Here is a 15943-nt window from a genome sequence, read left to right on the forward strand (position 1 = left end):
GCGACCGGGTCCCTTCGGGGCCAGGCTCTGGCGTGCCCGATGGACCCGTGAGAACGGCGGTCGTCGCGCCTCGGCAGCGCCGGAGTGCGGCCTAGACGGCCTGCAGCTCCCGGAGCCGCTCGCCTTCCTGGGCGCTTCCCGGCAGGACGCCGCCGAGCATGCGATCGAAGACGCCGCCGTAGCGGGTGCCGACCTTGCCCGCGATCTCCTCGGGGGACCCGACGATCGCGAAGGCCGAGAGGATGTCGTCGTCGATGCGGCGGCCCATCTCGTCCCACTGGCCCGCCTTCGACAGGCGGTTGAGCTCGGGCTGGAGGTCGCCGTGGCCGATCGACTCGAGGACGCCCTTGTAGGCTGGCGTCGAGCCGTAGAAGGCGATCTGCTTGCAGGTGGCGTCGCGGTTGGCGGTGAAGCTCGCGTCGTCCTCGCCGGTGACGACGAAGACCGGGCAGGTGATCGAGAAGTCCGCGCGCGACTTTCCGGCGCGCTCGAGGCCCCGCTCGATCGCGGGGAGCGTCACCTCGCGCACGTAGTTCTCGGTGGTGAAGGCGTGGGCGATCAGGCCGTCGGCCACCTCGCCGGCCACTTCCGTCATGCGCGGGCCGACCGCCGCCAGGAACACCCGAGGGGCGCCGTACTCGGTGTTGGTCGGCGTGAACATCGGCGTCATCAGCGAATGCGTGTAGAACTCGCCGCGGAAGTCGAGAGGCTTCCCCTGGTACCAGCAGTCCCAGATCGCGCGCATCGCGAGGATGAACTCCCGCATCCGAGCTGCGGGCTTGCCCCAGGGCATGCTGAAGCGCTTCTGGATGTGCGGGCGGATCTGGGATCCGAGCCCGAGAATCAGACGCCCCTTCGAGAACGCGTTCAGGTCGTGGCCGAGGTTCGCAAAGAGCATCGGGTTGCGCGCGAACGCGACCGCGATCGACGTCATCAGCTCGAGACGCTCGGTGTGTTCGGCCGCGAGCGTGAGCGGGAGGAACGGGTCGCTCGCGATCTCGGCGGTCACGGCGCCGTCGTAGCCCGCGGCTTCGAGCGCCTTGGCGCGCGCCGGTACCTGGGCCAGGTCATTCGTCATCAATCCGCCGTCGATCTTCATTGGGGGGATCCTCCATCGGTGGGGGACGCCGCGCGTCACCCGAGACGACTCAACCTAGCTGGATCCGCGAACACCGCCCACGCCTGCGTGTGTTCCGTTCCCCGTCGGAGGACCTGGGTGATAGACTGCCGCTCCGCGACGACGGTCGGGCTGTTCCGGAGACGCGGGATGGGGAACGCTGGGGAGAACGGCGCGCCGAGCTGGCCGCACGTCCCGCACCGGTGACGTCTCCGCGTGCTCCATCCGGTTCCACCGCTGCACCTGCAGTTTCGGTTGGGAGGGGACGTGTCCGATCCGGTCTTCTCGTCTGCGCTGTTTCGGTTCCTGCGCGAGCTTCGCAAGAACAACGACCGCGACTGGTTCCAGGACCAGAAGGAACGTTACGAGCGCGATGCGCGCGATCCGGCGCTCGCCTTCGTCGCCGGCTTCGCGAAACCGCTGCGCCGCATCAGTCCGCATCTGGTCGCCGATCCGCGCCCGGTCGGGGGATCTCTGTTCCGGATCTATCGCGACGTGCGCTTCTCGAAGGACAAGCGTCCCTACAAGACCCACGTCGGCATCCACTTCCGGCACGAGGCCGCGAAGGACGCCCATGCGCCCGGCCTCTACCTCCATCTCGAGCCCGGCGACGTGTTCGCTGCCGTGGGCATCTGGCAGCCCGACGGCGCGACCCTCTCGGAGATTCGCGATGCGATCGTCGACGACCCGACCGCCTGGAAGCGCAGCATCGGCGGCAAGGCCTTCCGCACCACCTGGGCGCTCTCGGGCGAGTCGCTGAAGCGCGCTCCGCGTGGCTATGACCCGGAACACCCCCTGGTCGAAGATCTGAAGCGCAAGGATTTCGCCGCGATCACCGGTTTCACCGAACGCGACGCCTGCGCCGCCGACTTCCCGAAGCGCCTCGAAGGGGTGTGGCGGTCGGCTTCTCCGTATCTGCGGTTCCTGACCCGGGCGCTCGACCTGCCCTGGTAGGGCGGCGCGGCGCCAAAGCGCTGGCGCCGGCCGACCGGTTCGAAGGACACTGGCGGCGGAGGAGTCCGCCATGGCATCCGCGAGTCAGAGTCTCCAGAACTGGGGCGAGATCATCCGCACCCAGAACCTGTCGCCGGATGCGGCGATGGACGGCGTGTCGCGCTGGCTGTTGATCACCCGCGCCAGCGTGTTCCCCATGACCGTCCTCTCGGCGGGGATCGGTGGGCTTCTGGCGGCGGGACACCCGGACGCCCACTGGGGCTACTGCGCGCTCGTGCTCCTCGGGTTGACCGCCGCCCACGCCGCGAACAACATGATCAACGACTACTTCGATCTGGCCGGTGGCGTCGACAGCCAGGGGTACGTCCGCACCCAATATGCGCCGCACCCGGTGCTCTCGGGCTTGATCTCGACGCGCGGGCTGTTGACGGCGATCGCCGTCGCCAACCTGATCGACCTCGCCATCCTCCTGTACCTGATCGACGTGCGTGGCGTGCACGTGGCGACCTTCGCGTTGCTCGGCCTCTTCATCAGCGTCTTCTACGTGGCACCCCCGCTCAAGCTGAAGCACCGGGGCCTCGGCGAACCCGGCGTGTTCGTGGTGTGGGGCCCGCTCATGATCGGCGGCACCTACTACGTCACGACGGGCCAGGTGGAGCCTTGGGTCTTCGCCGCCAGCGTGCCCTACGCGCTGCTCGTCACGGCGGTGCTGATGGGGAAGCACGTCGACAAGCTCGAGGCCGACAGCGCGAAGCGGATCCGCACCCTGCCCGTGATCCTCGGCCGCGAGCGCGCGCTCACCGTCACCCGCGCCATGATGATCGGCTTCTTCGTCGCGGTCGCCGTCTGCGTTCTCGCAGACGTGCTGACCCCGTGGGCCCTACTCACCGGGCTCGCGATCCCGCGCCTTCGCAGCGTACTCGCCACCTACGACGCGCCGAAACCCGACGCGCCGCCGGCGGGCTACCCGCTCTGGCCGCTCTGGTACGTCGCCTGGGCGTTCCTGCTGACGCGCACTGCCGGCAGCTGGTTCGTCGCCGCACTGCTTCTCGAAGCCGTGTGGCCCTTCCCCTGGCGTTTCTAGCGCGGGGCTAGCAGCAGCTCTCGGAGCCTGCGTCCGGAGCGCAGCAATCCGACTCCTCGGTGGTCGCCGAGTAGTCCAGCCCCTTCGTCTCGCGCGGGTGTCGGGCGACCGTGCGCGAGCAGTCGAACTCCGCGCGCTCGGCTTCCGGGATCGGCGTGTACGGCTCGACCGGAATCAGCTGGTCGCCGGTCGGGCCCTTCGTGAGCAGGTCGAAGGTCTTCGCGCACACCGCGACGCGCTCACCGCGGCGCAGGACGTGCCCATCGTCGTCTTCGACCTGGCGCCAGGGCCCGCGGTAGATCACCGCCTGGTTGGCCTCGTAGCAGGGGCCTTCCTTGCCCTTCTCCGCGGTGATGGTGACCGACCGGAAGACGATCCCGTCGACGACGCGGAAGGGTTCATCGCTCCAGGCGTCGATTGCGATGGCGTGGAAGCCCGCGTCCTCGAGCGCCTGCAGGAGCTCCTGCTCGTGGAACGCGCCGGAGATGCAGCCGCTCCAGAGCTCGGGGTCGTTGCGCAGCTCCTCGGGCACGACCTCGTCGGAGACGATGTCCGAGATCGCGATGCGACCTCCGCGGCGCAGCACGCGGTAGATCTCGCGGATCAGCTGGGTCTTGTCCTCCTGCCGGACGAGGTTCAGCACGCAGTTGGAGACGACGAGGTCCACGCTGTCGTCGGCGACCAGCGGCTGTTCGCGACGCAGGCGGTCCGACTCGAGGTCGAGGGCCTCGATGTCGCTGCTGTGTTTCACCGGGTGGGCGGCCAGCCAGTCGTCGAGCGCGTCGACGGGGAGGGCGAGGTCCTGGATGCGACCGCGCAGGAACTCCACGTTCGAGAAGCCCGTGCGCTCGGCCACGACCGGCGCCGAGCGCCGCGCCAGGTCGAGCATGTCGTCGTTCATGTCGACGCCGAGGATCCGGCCGTCCTTGCCGGCGATCTGGGAGGCGATGAAGCAGATCTTCCCGCCGCCGCTGCCCAGGTCGAGCACCGTGTCGCCTGGGCGCACGTAGCGCGACGGATCGCCGCAGCCGTAGTCGCGGTCGATCACTTCCTCGGGGATCACCTCGAGGTACTTCGGGTCGTAGTCGATGGGGCAGCAGAGAGCGGCCTCCTGCTCCTGGGCGGCGGCGCCGTAGCGCTCGCGCACGGCCTCTTCGACGTTCAGCGCGACGTTCAGAGTTTCGACCTTCGACGGGGTCGAGGCATCGGACATCGGGGTAGGTCTCCTGTGGACTGGGCGCGCCCGTCGTCATCTGTGTGGCGATCTGGCGACGTTTCGAAGGATCCGGGCTCGCGCCGTGGGGTGCAACCCTCGGATCGGCGCTTGGATGCATTCCTTCCCGTTACGTTTCGACGCCGGGAATGGTTTCACGGCCCACGGGCGGCGGGGCCTCAGCCGGTCAGCGTCTCCATCGTCGCCGCCAGGTCGAGGTCCGCCTGGGAGATGCCCCCGGCGTCGTGGGTGGTGAGGTCGACGATCACGCGACCGTAGACGTTGAACCACTCGGGGTGGTGGTTGCGGGCTTCGGCGATCAGCGCGACCGCACTCATGAAGCGGAAGGCGTGGACGAAGTCGGGGAAGGCGTACTCGCGGTGCAGCTTGCCGTCGACGACCTGCCAGTCGGGCAGCTCGGCGAGGGCCGTGTCGATTGCAGCTCGGTCCAGGGCGACGGGGCTCATGCGGATTCTCCGGGCGCCGAGATCACGCCGGCCTCGGCCAGCGCGTCCAGCTCTTCGCGTTCGAGACCGAGGGTGTCCTGCAACACCTGCTCGGTGTGCTCCCCCAGACTGGGATAGCGCGTGATCGGGCCGTCGCTCGCGGCCGAGAGCTTGACCGGGTTGCCCACCACCAGCATCGGCCGATCCGCGTCGGGGCGTGGCACCTCGACGAGCATGTCGCGGTTCGCGACGTGGGGGTCGCGGACCAGGTCTTCGGCGACGTTGCTGGGACCCGCCGGGATGTCGATGCCGCACAGGGTCGCGCACACCTCGAGCTTGCCGCGCTCGGACGCCCAGGCTTCGAGGGCAGGGCGCACGACGGACTCGCGGTATTCGGCCCAGCCTTCGCGCGTCGCGAAGCGCGGGTCGTCCAGCCAACCCTCGTGGCCGAGCAGGCGCGCCAGGGCTTCGAACTGGTGCTCGCGGAAGATCGCCATCACGAAGTAGCCGTCGGCGGCGCGGAACGCGCCGACGATGCCGGTACGTCCGGCCGTGGCGGCGCTCGGGGGTTCTCCGACCGACCACATGAAGGGCACCATGTCGGTCATCGCGACCATCGCGTCGAACATCGCGATGTCGACGTGTTGACCGCGTCCCGTGACGTCGCGCTGGCGCAGGGCAGCCAGGGTGCCGATCGCCGCGTAGAGCGCGCTGGCGTTGTCGCCGAGGGCCCCCGCCACCACCACCGGCGGCGGTTCGCCGGGCTTGCGGTTGGGTTCGTAGAGCCCGGCCATCGCCTCGACGATCGGCGCGTAGGCCGGCCAGTCGGCATAGGGCGTCGGGCCGTGGCCGAAACCCGAGATGGAGACGTAGACCAGGCGCGGGTGTGCTTCGGAGAGTGCTGCGTAGCCGAGACCCAGCCGCTCCATCGTGTCGGCCTTGAAGTTCTCGGCCAGCACGTCGAAGTGCGGCAGTAGGCGCTTCACCAGCGCGACGCCCTCGGGATGCTTCAGGTCGATGCCGAGGCTCTGCTTCGAGAGGTTGTTGCGCAGGTAGGTGGCCCCGACGCGCCGACCGTCCCGGTCGGTGATCTGGGGGCGCGATCCCCGGCCCGACTCGCCGTGGACGGGGTGCTCGATCTTCACCACCTCGGCGCCCAGAAAGGCGAGGAGCTGTGTGGCGAAGGGCAGGGCCTGCATCTGCTCGATCGCGAGCACGCGGACCCCGTCGAGGGGCCTCCCGATGCCGGGTCGCGACGCGTCGAGCTGCAAGGGGCCCCTCCGGGGGAAAGCGAGAACGCCAGGCGCGCCAGTACACCGAATTTCCGGGGCGCCGGAAAGCGCGGGCCGCGCAACGGGTTGGGAGCGTGCCTGCGAGCGCATGGGCACGCGCCGGTCGATTTCACGCGGATGTCACGACCTTTCGGGGGTTTGGGAGCAACTCACTCACAGCCCCCGGGAAGGGGAGCAGCGCGGGACCCGTGTGGCCGGCGCTGTCTCCAGGAAGGCCTTCCCGCATGCTCCGCTCCCTCGCGTTCCTCGGCTCTGCGCTCCTCGCCGTTCCGGCCGCCGCGCTCACCATCGATTTCGAGACCTTCAGCCACGGCGACATCGTGGCGAACGGCAGCACGGCCCAGTCCGGCTACACGCTCGAAGTCGACCACGCGTCGCGCAACTTCGACCTCGCGGTCGCCTTCGACACCAACATCGCGCCGTCCCAGACCTCGGACGACGACCTGCTCAGCGACGGCGGGTGGAGCGGGGGCAACCTCGCGTCCGACACGGACCTCGGCAGCATCCTGATCCTGCAGGAGAACGACAACTGCTCGGCCTCCAACTGCTCGGACCCCGACGACGAGGGGCGCCGCCCGGCCGGCACGTTCACCTTCCTGCTCGACCAGACCTATTCCCTGTTCGCCTTCGATCTCGTCGACGTCGAGGACTCCACCGCGGAAGCCGGAGAGATCTCCTTCTTCCTGGGCGGTACGAACGGCACGTCGGTGGCCAGCTTCACCTTCGAGGATCTCCTGATGCTCGGTCAGGGCATCGCCTACGGCGACAACTCGGCGAACCGCGTCGACCTCGGCCTGGTGGGCGACTACGACACCGTGCGCGTCCGTCTGGGCGGCTCGGGTGGCTTCGACAACCTGATCCTGGCCGTCCCCGAGCCCGGCACCGCGGCCCTGCTGGGGATGGGCCTGGCCGGACTCGCCGCCGCGGGCCGCCGGCGCCGCTAGGCGCGGCGTTCGCACCGTGCCCGGGGCCGATTCCGGCCCAGGAGCACAGCGGCGTGGTGCGCGTTCGGGGCCCGTGTTTGCGAGGCCCCGGCCCACCCTGTAGAACCTCCGTGCCCCCGCCCTCCGTGGGGTGTCCAGCGAGGTTCCCCATGTCCAGCTCCGAAGCGGTCCAGTCGTTCCACCAGTTCGAGGGCACCCAGGGCTACATCGCCTCCCAGCCCCTGATCGACGCCGTCAACTGCGCGATCGCCCTCGAGCGGCCGCTGCTCATCAAGGGTGAGCCCGGGACGGGGAAGACCCTGCTCGCGCGCCACGTGTCCGAGGGCATCGGGCTCCCGATGGAGTCGTGGCACATCAAGAGCACCTCGAAGGCGGCGGACGGGCTCTACGTCTACGACACCATTCAGCGTCTGAACGACGCCCGCTTCGGCGACGGCGACGTGAAGGACGTGCGCCGCTACATCAAGTACGGCCCGCTCGGCCGCGTGTTCGCGGCGAAGAACCGCCACGTGCTGCTGATCGACGAGATCGACAAGGCCGACGTGGAGTTCCCGAACGACCTGCTCCACGAGCTCGACGAGATGCGCTTCAACGTGCTCGAGACGGGCGAGGAGGTCGCCGCTGCCGAGCGACCGGTGGTGATCATCACCTCGAACAACGAGAAGGAGCTGCCCGACGCCTTCCTGCGGCGCTGCGTCTTCTACTTCATCGATTTTCCGGAACCCGATCTGATGAAGCAGATCGTGGACGTCCATCACCCGAACCTCGACGCGCAGCTCCTCGACCAGGTGCTGATCAAGTTCTACTGGCTGCGCGGCCAGAACGAACTGCGGAAGAAGCCCTCGACGTCGGAGTTGATCGACTGGATCGCCGCGCTGCTCCGCTCGGGAGTCTCGCAGCAGCAGGTCGAGCAGCACCTGCCCTTCGTCGGCACGCTCCTCAAGAACGAGCAGGACACCGAGGCGCTCAACCGCTTCAACGACGGTGGCGGGCCGCTCCCGAAGGACTGGTCCGACCTCGGACCCCAGTACCGGCAGTAGCCCGTGTTCCTCGAGCTCTTCTACGGCCTGCGCGACGAGGGCGTACCCGTCGCCATCCAGGAGTGGATGATGCTCATGCGTGCGCTCGCGATGGGGCAGCACGGCGCATCGCTCGATGGCTTCTACCACGTCTCGCGCGCGTGCCTGGTGAAGAGCGAGACCTACTTCGATGCCTTCGACCGCGTGTTCGCCCGGGTCTACAAGGGCGTCGAGGGAGAGCTTTCGGTCACTGACGAGCTGCTCGAGTGGCTCAAGGACCCGAAGAACTTCGAAGAGCTCACCGACGAAGAGCGCGCCATGCTCGAAGAGCTCTCGCGCGACGAACTGATGCGGCGCTTCCTCGAGACCCTCGAGCAGCAGACCGAACGCCACGATGGCGGCGGGCGCTGGATCGGTACCGGCGGTCGTTCGCCCTTCGGCCACGGCGGCGAGCACCCGACCGGCATCCGGGTCGGCGGCGAGGGGAAGCGGAAGTCGGCGATGAAGGTCGCCGAGGAGCGGCGCTTCAAGGACTACCGCACCGACGAGACCCTCGATCTGCGCGCGACCAAGGTCGCGCTCAAGCGCCTGCGCCAGCTCACCCGCCAGGGGCGTCCCGACGAGCTCGACCTCGAAGAGACCGTCGACGAGACCTGCCGCCAGGCCGGCGAGATCGAGCTCGTGTTCCGCGCCGAGCGCAAGAACAACGTGCGGCTGCTCCTGTTGATGGACGTCGGCGGCTCGATGGACCCGTACTACAAGCCCGTCAGCCGGCTCCTGACCGCGCTCCACGAGACGAAGGGGCTGCGCGAGTTCCGCGCCTACTACTTCCACAACACGCCCTACGAGTTCGTGTACTCGGACGCGCGGCTGCTGCGCGACTCGGCGGTGCCCACCGGTGACCTCTTCCGTCAGCTCGACGAGCGCTGGAAGGTGGTGATCGTCGGCGACGCGGCGATGCATCCCCACGAGCTGATGACGCCCTTCGGCAACATCGACCCGCGGAAGGAAGCCGAGACCACCGGCATCCATTGGCTGCAGCGGATCGCCGATCACTTCGATCGCAGCGTCTGGCTCAACCCCGACCCCGAGCGCGCGTGGCAGCACACCCGCACGACGAAGGTGATCGCGAGCCTGTTCCCCATGTTCCATTTGTCCGTCGACGGCCTCGAGCAGGCCGTGGCGGCGCTCATCGGTGCGCGCAAGGTCGCCTAGCGACCGCGTTCACCCCCAACCCGCAGGAGAGGACTCCCCCCATGCCCATCGAAGTCGGTGCGAAGGTTCCGGACGTGAAGATCAAGACCATGGCCGATGGCGGCATGCAGGACGTCTCGACGGCCGAGCTCTTCGCCGGGAAGAAGGCCGTGCTCTTCGCGGTGCCCGGCGCGTTCACGCCCACCTGCTCCATGCAGCACCTGCCCGGGTTCATCGAGAAGGCCGGGGAGATCAAGGCGAAGGGCGTCGACCTGATCGCGTGCGTGTCGGTGAACGACGCCTTCGTGATGGACAGCTGGGGCAAGGACAAGGGCGCGGGCGAATCCGTGATGATGCTGGCCGACGGCAACGGCGACTTCGCGAAGGCGATGGGCCTCGACTTCGACGGCTCGGGGATCGGCTTCGGTCTGCGCTCCCAGCGCTACGCCGCGATCATCGAGGACGGAGTCGTCTCGGCGCTCCACGTCGAAGCGCCGATGAAGTTCGAGGTGAGCAGCGCCGACGCGATCCTGGCCGCGCTCTAGCGCGCGACCGCGCTAGGTGCGCACCCGCCGGGGGTAGCCCTCGGTCGGGCGCGCCCCGTTCTCGTCGCGAACGTCGAACTCCTCGGCCACGTCTTCGACCCACTGGATCGTCCCGGTGCGTTCCATCAGGTCGTCGCTCGCGAGCAAGGCGTTCACGCAGCGTCCCACCAGGAGCGGACTCTGGGCCTGGGAGAGGTCCATCCCGGTGTGCTTCGCGGTGTCGACGATGAACTCGGTCGAGACGACGCCCGGATAGATCACGACAGCGGGCACGCCCTTGGGCTGGAGCTCCTGCGCCATGTCCTTCGTCAGCCGATCGAGGCCCGCCTTCCCCGCGCCGTAGGACGCGCTGAAGTGGTAGCTCTCGCCGCCGGGAGAGGAGATGTTGAAGACGGCGGCGCGCTCGGAGGCGAACAGCAGGGGGGCCGCGTGCCAGCTGGCGACGTAGTGGGCGCGCAGTCCGATGCCCACCTGATCGTCCCAGATCTCGACCGGGTGCTCCCAGAAGCCGCCTCCCCAGGCCGGCTTGTCGGGAACCTTGTAGACGTTGTTGACGAGCACGTCGAGCCGACCCGCTTCGTCCTTCACACGTGCGAAGAGCGCGGTGATGTCGGCGTCGTTGCCGTGATCGCAGCGAACGGCGCGACCCTCGCCGCCCCGCTGAGTGACTTCCTTGGCGGCGGCGTCGATGGAGCGGTCGCCGTCGACCGTGCGGCCGCTCACGTAGACCGTGGCGCCCTGTTCACCCAGGGCCATCGCCACCCCGCGGCCGATGCCGCGCGTGGCGCCGGTGACGACGGCGATGCGTCCGGACAGAGTGCTCATCGAACCTCGCTCGCGAGTCACGCTTCCGGCCTTCGCGCCTAGAAGAGCGACTCCTCGGTTTGGGACGCCGGGATGACGTAGTAGAGGCCGGGGAAAGCGGGTTCGGCCTCCTTCACTGCAGCGTAGTAGCGACGCACGAGATCGCCCATCGCTGTCTTCTGGTAGTACCAGGTCTCGCTCGCGCGGGCGGCCGGGACGTGGTCCGACAAGCCGAGTGCCGCCTCTTCGTAGTAGGCCCGGATGTCCATCAGGAGCGTGGTGGCGTTGCCGCCGGCGTAGTCGACCTCGTTCCAGGCAGCACCTTCGGCCACCTCGACGAACGCTCGGATCGCCTCGGGGATCGCGTCGGCGTCGACGACCCGCCCGACCTGACTGTGCCCGATGCGCGCGACTCCGCGGTCATAGGCGCCGCGCAGGCCGCGGGCCTCGCCCACCGGTGCGGGCTCGTGCGCGTCCAGGCGCGGCGGGATCGGGCAGACGAGGGGTGCGTCGACCTCGTCTTCGATCACCGTGTCGAAGCCCTCGATCGTCGCGGTGCGGCGCGGGAGCAGCCCGAAGGCTGCGTCGAGCACGCGACGCTGGAACGCCGCGTCGAGCGGGTGCCCCAGCGGGCGTCCGAGCGGGAACTCGCAGTAGAGACCGCGGGGCGGTCCGATGCGCTCGGCCGCCGCGCGGTTCGCGAGCAGGGATACGGTGGCGAGGCCCGACGCTTCGAGCGCCCGCGCGAGCGTACTCACGGTACGCGTGCACATCGGTCAGACGGGGGTCAGCAGGGCGACGTCGACACCGTCGCCGCGCAGCTCGGCGGCGAGGCGCGGCCCCGTGTCGAGCAGGAAGGTCTGCAGCTCGAAGGTCGAACCCTGAAACGAGGCATGGCGCGGGGCGACGCGACCGAGCACGCCTTCCCGCTCCATTTCGGCCAGGCGGTCGATCGGGAACACCACGTTGCGGTCGAGGGCGAAGCCCGAGCGATCCAGGTTGGTGCTGTTGTGCGCCATGATCAGACCCGACGCGTCCCGGTCGAAGAGGCGGTACTCGTGGGTCTGGTCGGCCCAGGGCTCGCCGGGGTGCGCGAGTGCGGCGGTGGTCACGACCGCGACCGTGGCCTCGCCGAGGGCCGGTGCGGAGACCAGCTCCACCGGCGGGAACTCGATCCCGGGCGGAATGCGGCCCATCGCCTCGCGCATCGCATCATCGGCGCCCATCGCGCTCCTCCCGTTCGAGGCGGGCAGCATACGCGATCGCAGCGGCGGGCCGGTGGATCCAAAGCGCGCGTGTTCGGCGGGTCCATCGAGTATGCTGTGCGCGTAAAATGGAGGACAGCATGGGTCGACTCGACGGTCGCGTTTCCTTGATCACCGGTGCCGCAAGCGGCATTGGTCTCGCAACGGCCATCCGCTTCGCACAGGAAGGCTCGATCGTGGTCGGTCTCGACCTCCAGGAGTCGCCCGAGTGGAAGCAGGTCGAAGACGCTGCGCCGGCGTCCGCCTTCCACGTCGTCGACGTGCGCGACGGCGAGGCCCAGAACGCCGCCGCCCAGGCCACCGTCGACGCCCACGGCGGGATCGACGTGTGCGTGACCGCGGCGGGCATTGCGAGCGGCGGGCCGGTTCACTTGATCACGCCCGAGGAGTGGCAGCGCGTCCAGGACGTGAACCTGACCGGCACCTTCCTGTCGGCAAAGGCCGTTTTGCCTTCGATGCTCGAGCGTCGACGCGGCAGCATCATCACCGTGGCCAGCGTCGAGGGCATGGAGGGCGCCGAGGGCGGCAGTACCTACAACGCCTCGAAGGGCGGTGTGATCCTGCTGACGAAGAACATGGCGCTCGACTACGGTCGCATGGGCATCCGCGTGAACTGCTTGTGTCCCGGGTTCATCGACACACCGCTCTTCCGCTCGGTCGTGGGCAACGACAGCTTTCCCGAGGTGTATCGCGAGCGGATTCGCGAGCAGCACAAGCTCGGTCGCTTCGGCAAGCCCGAGGAGTTGGCGGGCGCGGCCCTGTTCCTGGCTTCGGACGATGCATCCTTCGTCCACGGCGTCGCGTTGCCGGTGGATGGCGGGTTCACGGCCGGCCACCACGTCGGCGTGGTCGAGATGATGGGGCTGGCCGGCTAGCGCGCCGACGCCCCCGTCGATCAGAGCCGGGCGAGGATCCGTTCGATCGCCTGGATCGCACCGCCTTCGGCGTTGCTGTTCACCACCGTGTCGGCCACGGCCTGAACGTGCTCGCCGGCGTTGCCCATTGCGATGCCGAGACCGGCTTCGCGGATCATCTCTGCGTCGTTCGTGTCGTCGCCGACGGCGGCGATCTCGGACGGGCCGATCCCCCACGAGGCGGCCAGCCGCTCGAGGGCCGTCCACTTCCCCGCGTCGGGCGAGAGGAACTCCAGGATGCTCCCCTGGTAGTTCTTGTTGATGATCGAGTGGGTCTGGACCCGTGCGCCGAAGCGTTCGAGGGCGCCTTCGCGGAGCTGTTCGAGGGTCGGCTCGTCGGCCATCGTGCTGATCATGATCACGCCCTCGCCATCGCGCTTCCCGAGGTCGTCGACGATCTGGAGGAACTCGCTGGTGTCGTCGACGTACTCGCGCTGGAAGGCGTGCATCGCGTCGATTCGCTCGCTGAGGATGTCGGTGCCGTCATGGTAGGTGTCGATGTACACGAGCGGCGGCGCATGCTGCCGCAGATGTTCGAGCACGCCGCCATAGAGGTGGGGGTCGAGGAAGGCGTGCTGGAGGGTGCGTCCCGACGCGATGTCCTTCACGAGGACCCCGTTGTTCACGATGATCTCGCCGTCGAGGCCGAGGTCGCGCGCGTGGGGGAGGGCGGTCCGGAAGCGACGCCCGGTGCACACGACCACGCGGACGCCCCGCCGCGAGAGCGTCTCGACGGCGCTGCGCACCTTCGGCGTGAGCTTCGCGAAGGGGTCGAGGAGCGTTCCGTCGAGGTCGAGGGCGGCGAGGCGGATCGTCATGGGCGCGCCGAGTGTGCCCGGCCTCGGGTCCAGCGGCCAGTGAGGAGCCAGGCGCTCGTGGTCACCGTCACGAAGATCGCTCCGATGAACTGGGCCATGGCGACGCCCTCGGCGCCGTAGCCGGCGCGTTCGGCCAACAGGAACCCGAGGGGGATCGTGACCACGAAGGCGTTCGAGAGGGTGAGGAGCATGGGGACGCCGAAGTCGCCAGCCCCCTGCAACGACCGCAACACGATGAAATAGACGGCGAAGAGGAAGAACGAGGCGGCCGCGTACCAGAGGAAGTCTGCACCCACCCGGATCACCTCCGGGTCGTCGCTCAAGAGCTCGAGGATCTCGACGCGGTAGGCGAGGATGACGGCGGCGATGCTCCACATGAGTGTGCCGTGGACGAGCAGGCCGATGCCGATCGCGCGCCAGGCCCGCGGGACGTCTCCGGCGCCGAGCGCCTGCCCCACCAGGGTCGAGCATGCACCGGCCAGGGGGAAGCACACCATCGGCAGGATCATCCCGACGCGCAGTGAGATCGCGAAGGCGGTTTGCACTTCCTCCCCGTAGCTCCCGGTGAGCCGGACGAAGGCGAAGCTGGTGGCGACCCCGCCACACATCTGGAGGGTGGGGAGCCAGGCGATCTTCGCGATCGACGCCATCGCGCCCGGATCGGGTCGGAGATGTCGCCGGCGCAGGTGCACGCGGGCCTTGCCGCGAAACAGCACCCACATCCCGAGTGCCATCGCGGCGAACTGACCACTCACGATCCCGAACGCGGCACCGCGGACGCCGAGCTCGGGCGCGCCCCAGTGCCCGAAGATCAACACCCATTCGGCCAGGATCGCGACGCCGAACTGGACGAGCTGGACGAAGAGCGGCGTCGTGGTGTCGCCCGCGCCGCCGAGGATGCTCGAGAAGAGCATCGTGCCGAGCACGCCGAAGTTCAGCACGTAGATCCAGCGCAGGTAGGGCACGCCGTATTCCGCAAAGCTCGGGTCGGGACCGGGCAGGGCGAAGAGGGGCTCGGCGAAGAACCAGCCGACGGCCGCGACCCCGAGCGAAACCAGTCCGGCGAGGGCGAAGGCCTGACCCGCGATGTGTTCGGCGCCCTCGAGGTCGCCGGCGCCGACGGCGCGGGAAACGAGGGACTGGGTGGCGAAGCCAAGACCCATCGCGATCAGGAAGAAGACCTGACGCAGGGTCTGGTTCGCGATGATGACCGCGGCGAGCGGGGCCTCGCCGAGGCGCGACACGAAGCTCAGGTCCGCGATCTGGAATACCACGCCGCCGAGTACACCGCTCGCGACGAGCGGCAGCGCGAGCACGAAGAGGGACGACGCCAGGCTTCCCTGGGTGTGATCGCGATTGCGCCAGCCGGCGCCGCGGGACCGGGCGTCGGGTGTCTCGCTCCCCGAAGCTTCGCTCACCCGCTCTGTTTCCGGGCTTCGAGCTCCTCCAGGGAGCGGGGCCAGTCCTTCTTCAGGAGCTGGGAGAGGGCGCGGTCGGCGAGTAGCTTGCCCCCGGTCTGGCAGGGCGCGCAGTAGTTCGTCTCGTTCGACGCATAGACGATGCGCTGCACCTTGGCGCCGCAGTCCGGACAGGGCTCGCCGTAGCGACCGTGGACCGCCATCTCGGGCCGGAACGCGGTGACCTTCTCGGGGAACCCGTCGCCCACCTGCGCGCGCAGACGCTCGGTCCACTCCTCGAGAACGATCCGGATGGCCTCGTAGAGACGCTCCCAGTCGTCGTCCGAGAGTCGGGTCGTCCAGGTCACCGGGGAGAGTCGGGCCCGATGGAGGATCTCGTCGGAGTAGGCGTTGCCGATGCCGCTCAAGAGGCGCGGGTCGGTGAGCGCGCGCTTCAAGGTGCGGTTCTCGGAGAGCAGGCGTTCCTCGAACTGGCTGCGCGTCGCCTCGAGCACCTCGAGGCCGCCGCGGTCGTGTTCGGCCAGTGCTTCGGCGCCGCGCGCCACATGCAGCGTCGCGCGCTTCTGGCTGCTGGCTTCGGTGAGGAGCAGCGTGCCTTCGGGAAAGTCGAAGGCGGCGAGGCCCATCTTGCGCGACGGCTTCGCGCCGCGGGGTCGCCAGCGAAAGCGTCCCGCGATCATCAGATGGAAGACGAGGTAGAGCTCGTCTTCGAAACCGATCACGATGCGCTTGCCGAGTCGCCGCACGTCCTGGACACGTTTCCCCTCCACGGCAGAGACCGGAGGGTCGACGCTGCGCAGGAGCGAGATGCCTGTGATCCGCGCCTTTTCGAGCGGCTGGCCCACGCAGTACGCGGACAGGCGCTCGCAGTAGACGGTCACGTCGGGGAGCTCGGGCACCGGGCAAGCCTGCCGCA

General features: G+C 68.9%; 17 protein-coding genes. 7 read left to right on the top strand and 10 right to left on the bottom strand.

Annotation, left to right across the window (positions count from 1 at the left end; all coding sequences use genetic code 11):
- Positions 1-91: 91 nt before the first annotated feature.
- The gene (locus AAF430_20725) at positions 92-1099 is read right to left on the bottom strand and encodes a TIGR03617 family F420-dependent LLM class oxidoreductase (GenBank protein ID MEM7412668.1); all 1008 of its coding nucleotides are present in this window, start codon (positions 1097-1099) and stop codon (positions 92-94) included.
- A 285-nt stretch (positions 1100-1384) separates the two neighbouring features.
- On the opposite strand from AAF430_20725, the gene AAF430_20730 reads away from it, so the two are divergent.
- A complete protein-coding gene (locus tag AAF430_20730; GenBank protein MEM7412669.1) occupies positions 1385-2071 on the top strand; it encodes a DUF2461 domain-containing protein in 687 nt (228 codons plus the stop codon).
- A 70-nt stretch (positions 2072-2141) separates the two neighbouring features.
- Positions 2142-3155, top strand: a complete 1014-nt coding sequence (locus AAF430_20735) for a prenyltransferase (GenBank protein ID MEM7412670.1) — start codon at positions 2142-2144, stop codon at positions 3153-3155.
- A gap of 7 nt (positions 3156-3162) precedes the next feature.
- On the opposite strand, the gene AAF430_20740 is transcribed toward AAF430_20735, so the two are convergent.
- From AAF430_20740 to AAF430_20750, 3 genes are all read right to left on the bottom strand, one after another.
- Positions 3163-4368: a methyltransferase domain-containing protein gene (locus AAF430_20740; protein ID MEM7412671.1), complete on the bottom strand. Its 1206-nt coding sequence runs from the start codon at positions 4366-4368 to the stop codon at positions 3163-3165.
- Positions 4369-4547: 179 nt separating this feature from the next.
- On the bottom strand, positions 4548-4835 hold the full coding sequence (locus AAF430_20745; protein MEM7412672.1) for a 4a-hydroxytetrahydrobiopterin dehydratase: 288 nt from the start codon (positions 4833-4835) through the stop codon (positions 4548-4550).
- A complete protein-coding gene (locus AAF430_20750; GenBank protein ID MEM7412673.1) occupies positions 4832-6085 on the bottom strand; it encodes a CoA transferase in 1254 nt (417 codons plus the stop codon). Before AAF430_20750 ends, AAF430_20745 begins: the two co-directional genes overlap by 4 nt.
- Positions 6086-6330: 245 nt before the next feature.
- On the opposite strand from AAF430_20750, the gene AAF430_20755 reads away from it, so the two are divergent.
- From AAF430_20755 to AAF430_20770, 4 genes are all read left to right on the top strand, one after another.
- Positions 6331-7050, top strand: a complete 720-nt coding sequence (locus AAF430_20755) for a PEP-CTERM sorting domain-containing protein (GenBank protein ID MEM7412674.1) — start codon at positions 6331-6333, stop codon at positions 7048-7050.
- A gap of 149 nt (positions 7051-7199) precedes the next feature.
- A complete protein-coding gene (locus AAF430_20760; protein MEM7412675.1) occupies positions 7200-8090 on the top strand; it encodes a MoxR family ATPase in 891 nt (296 codons plus the stop codon).
- Between the two features lie 3 nt (positions 8091-8093).
- Positions 8094-9284, top strand: coding sequence for a VWA domain-containing protein (locus tag AAF430_20765; GenBank protein MEM7412676.1), 1191 nt, complete (start codon positions 8094-8096; stop codon positions 9282-9284).
- Positions 9285-9325: 41 nt separating this feature from the next.
- Positions 9326-9808, top strand: coding sequence for a peroxiredoxin (locus AAF430_20770; protein ID MEM7412677.1), 483 nt, complete (start codon positions 9326-9328; stop codon positions 9806-9808).
- Between the two features lie 12 nt (positions 9809-9820).
- Here the strand turns inward: AAF430_20770 and AAF430_20775 are convergent, their stop codons facing one another.
- The 3 genes from AAF430_20775 to AAF430_20785 are packed head-to-tail and all read right to left on the bottom strand — an operon-like array spanning position 9821 to position 11838.
- Positions 9821-10633 carry an SDR family NAD(P)-dependent oxidoreductase gene (locus AAF430_20775; protein MEM7412678.1) on the bottom strand — a complete coding sequence of 271 codons (813 nt, stop codon included), beginning with the start codon at positions 10631-10633 and terminating at the stop codon, positions 9821-9823.
- Positions 10634-10671: 38 nt separating this feature from the next.
- On the bottom strand, positions 10672-11370 hold the full coding sequence (locus AAF430_20780; protein MEM7412679.1) for a hypothetical protein: 699 nt from the start codon (positions 11368-11370) through the stop codon (positions 10672-10674).
- An 18-nt stretch (positions 11371-11388) separates the two neighbouring features.
- Positions 11389-11838, bottom strand: coding sequence for a glycine/sarcosine/betaine reductase selenoprotein B family protein (locus tag AAF430_20785; protein ID MEM7412680.1), 450 nt, complete (start codon positions 11836-11838; stop codon positions 11389-11391).
- 119 nt (positions 11839-11957) lie between these two features.
- Between AAF430_20785 and AAF430_20790 the strand changes: the two genes are divergently transcribed.
- Positions 11958-12752 carry an SDR family NAD(P)-dependent oxidoreductase gene (locus tag AAF430_20790; protein MEM7412681.1) on the top strand — a complete coding sequence of 265 codons (795 nt, stop codon included), beginning with the start codon at positions 11958-11960 and terminating at the stop codon, positions 12750-12752.
- Positions 12753-12772: 20 nt separating this feature from the next.
- Here AAF430_20790 and AAF430_20795 read toward each other — a convergent pair whose 3' ends face one another.
- The 3 genes from AAF430_20795 to AAF430_20805 are packed head-to-tail and all read right to left on the bottom strand — an operon-like array spanning position 12773 to position 15926.
- Positions 12773-13609, bottom strand: a complete 837-nt coding sequence (locus tag AAF430_20795) for an HAD family hydrolase (GenBank protein MEM7412682.1) — start codon at positions 13607-13609, stop codon at positions 12773-12775.
- A complete protein-coding gene (locus AAF430_20800; protein MEM7412683.1) occupies positions 13606-15027 on the bottom strand; it encodes an MATE family efflux transporter in 1422 nt (473 codons plus the stop codon). The genes AAF430_20795 and AAF430_20800 overlap by 4 nt, the downstream gene beginning before the upstream one ends.
- On the bottom strand, positions 15024-15926 hold the full coding sequence (locus AAF430_20805) for a DNA-formamidopyrimidine glycosylase family protein (GenBank protein MEM7412684.1): 903 nt from the start codon (positions 15924-15926) through the stop codon (positions 15024-15026). The genes AAF430_20800 and AAF430_20805 overlap by 4 nt, the downstream gene beginning before the upstream one ends.
- Between the last annotated feature and the right edge of the window lie 17 nt (positions 15927-15943).

It is taken from the genome of Myxococcota bacterium, from assembly GCA_039030075.1.
In the GTDB taxonomy this organism is placed as follows: domain Bacteria; phylum Myxococcota_A; class UBA9160; order UBA9160; family SMWR01; genus JAHEJV01.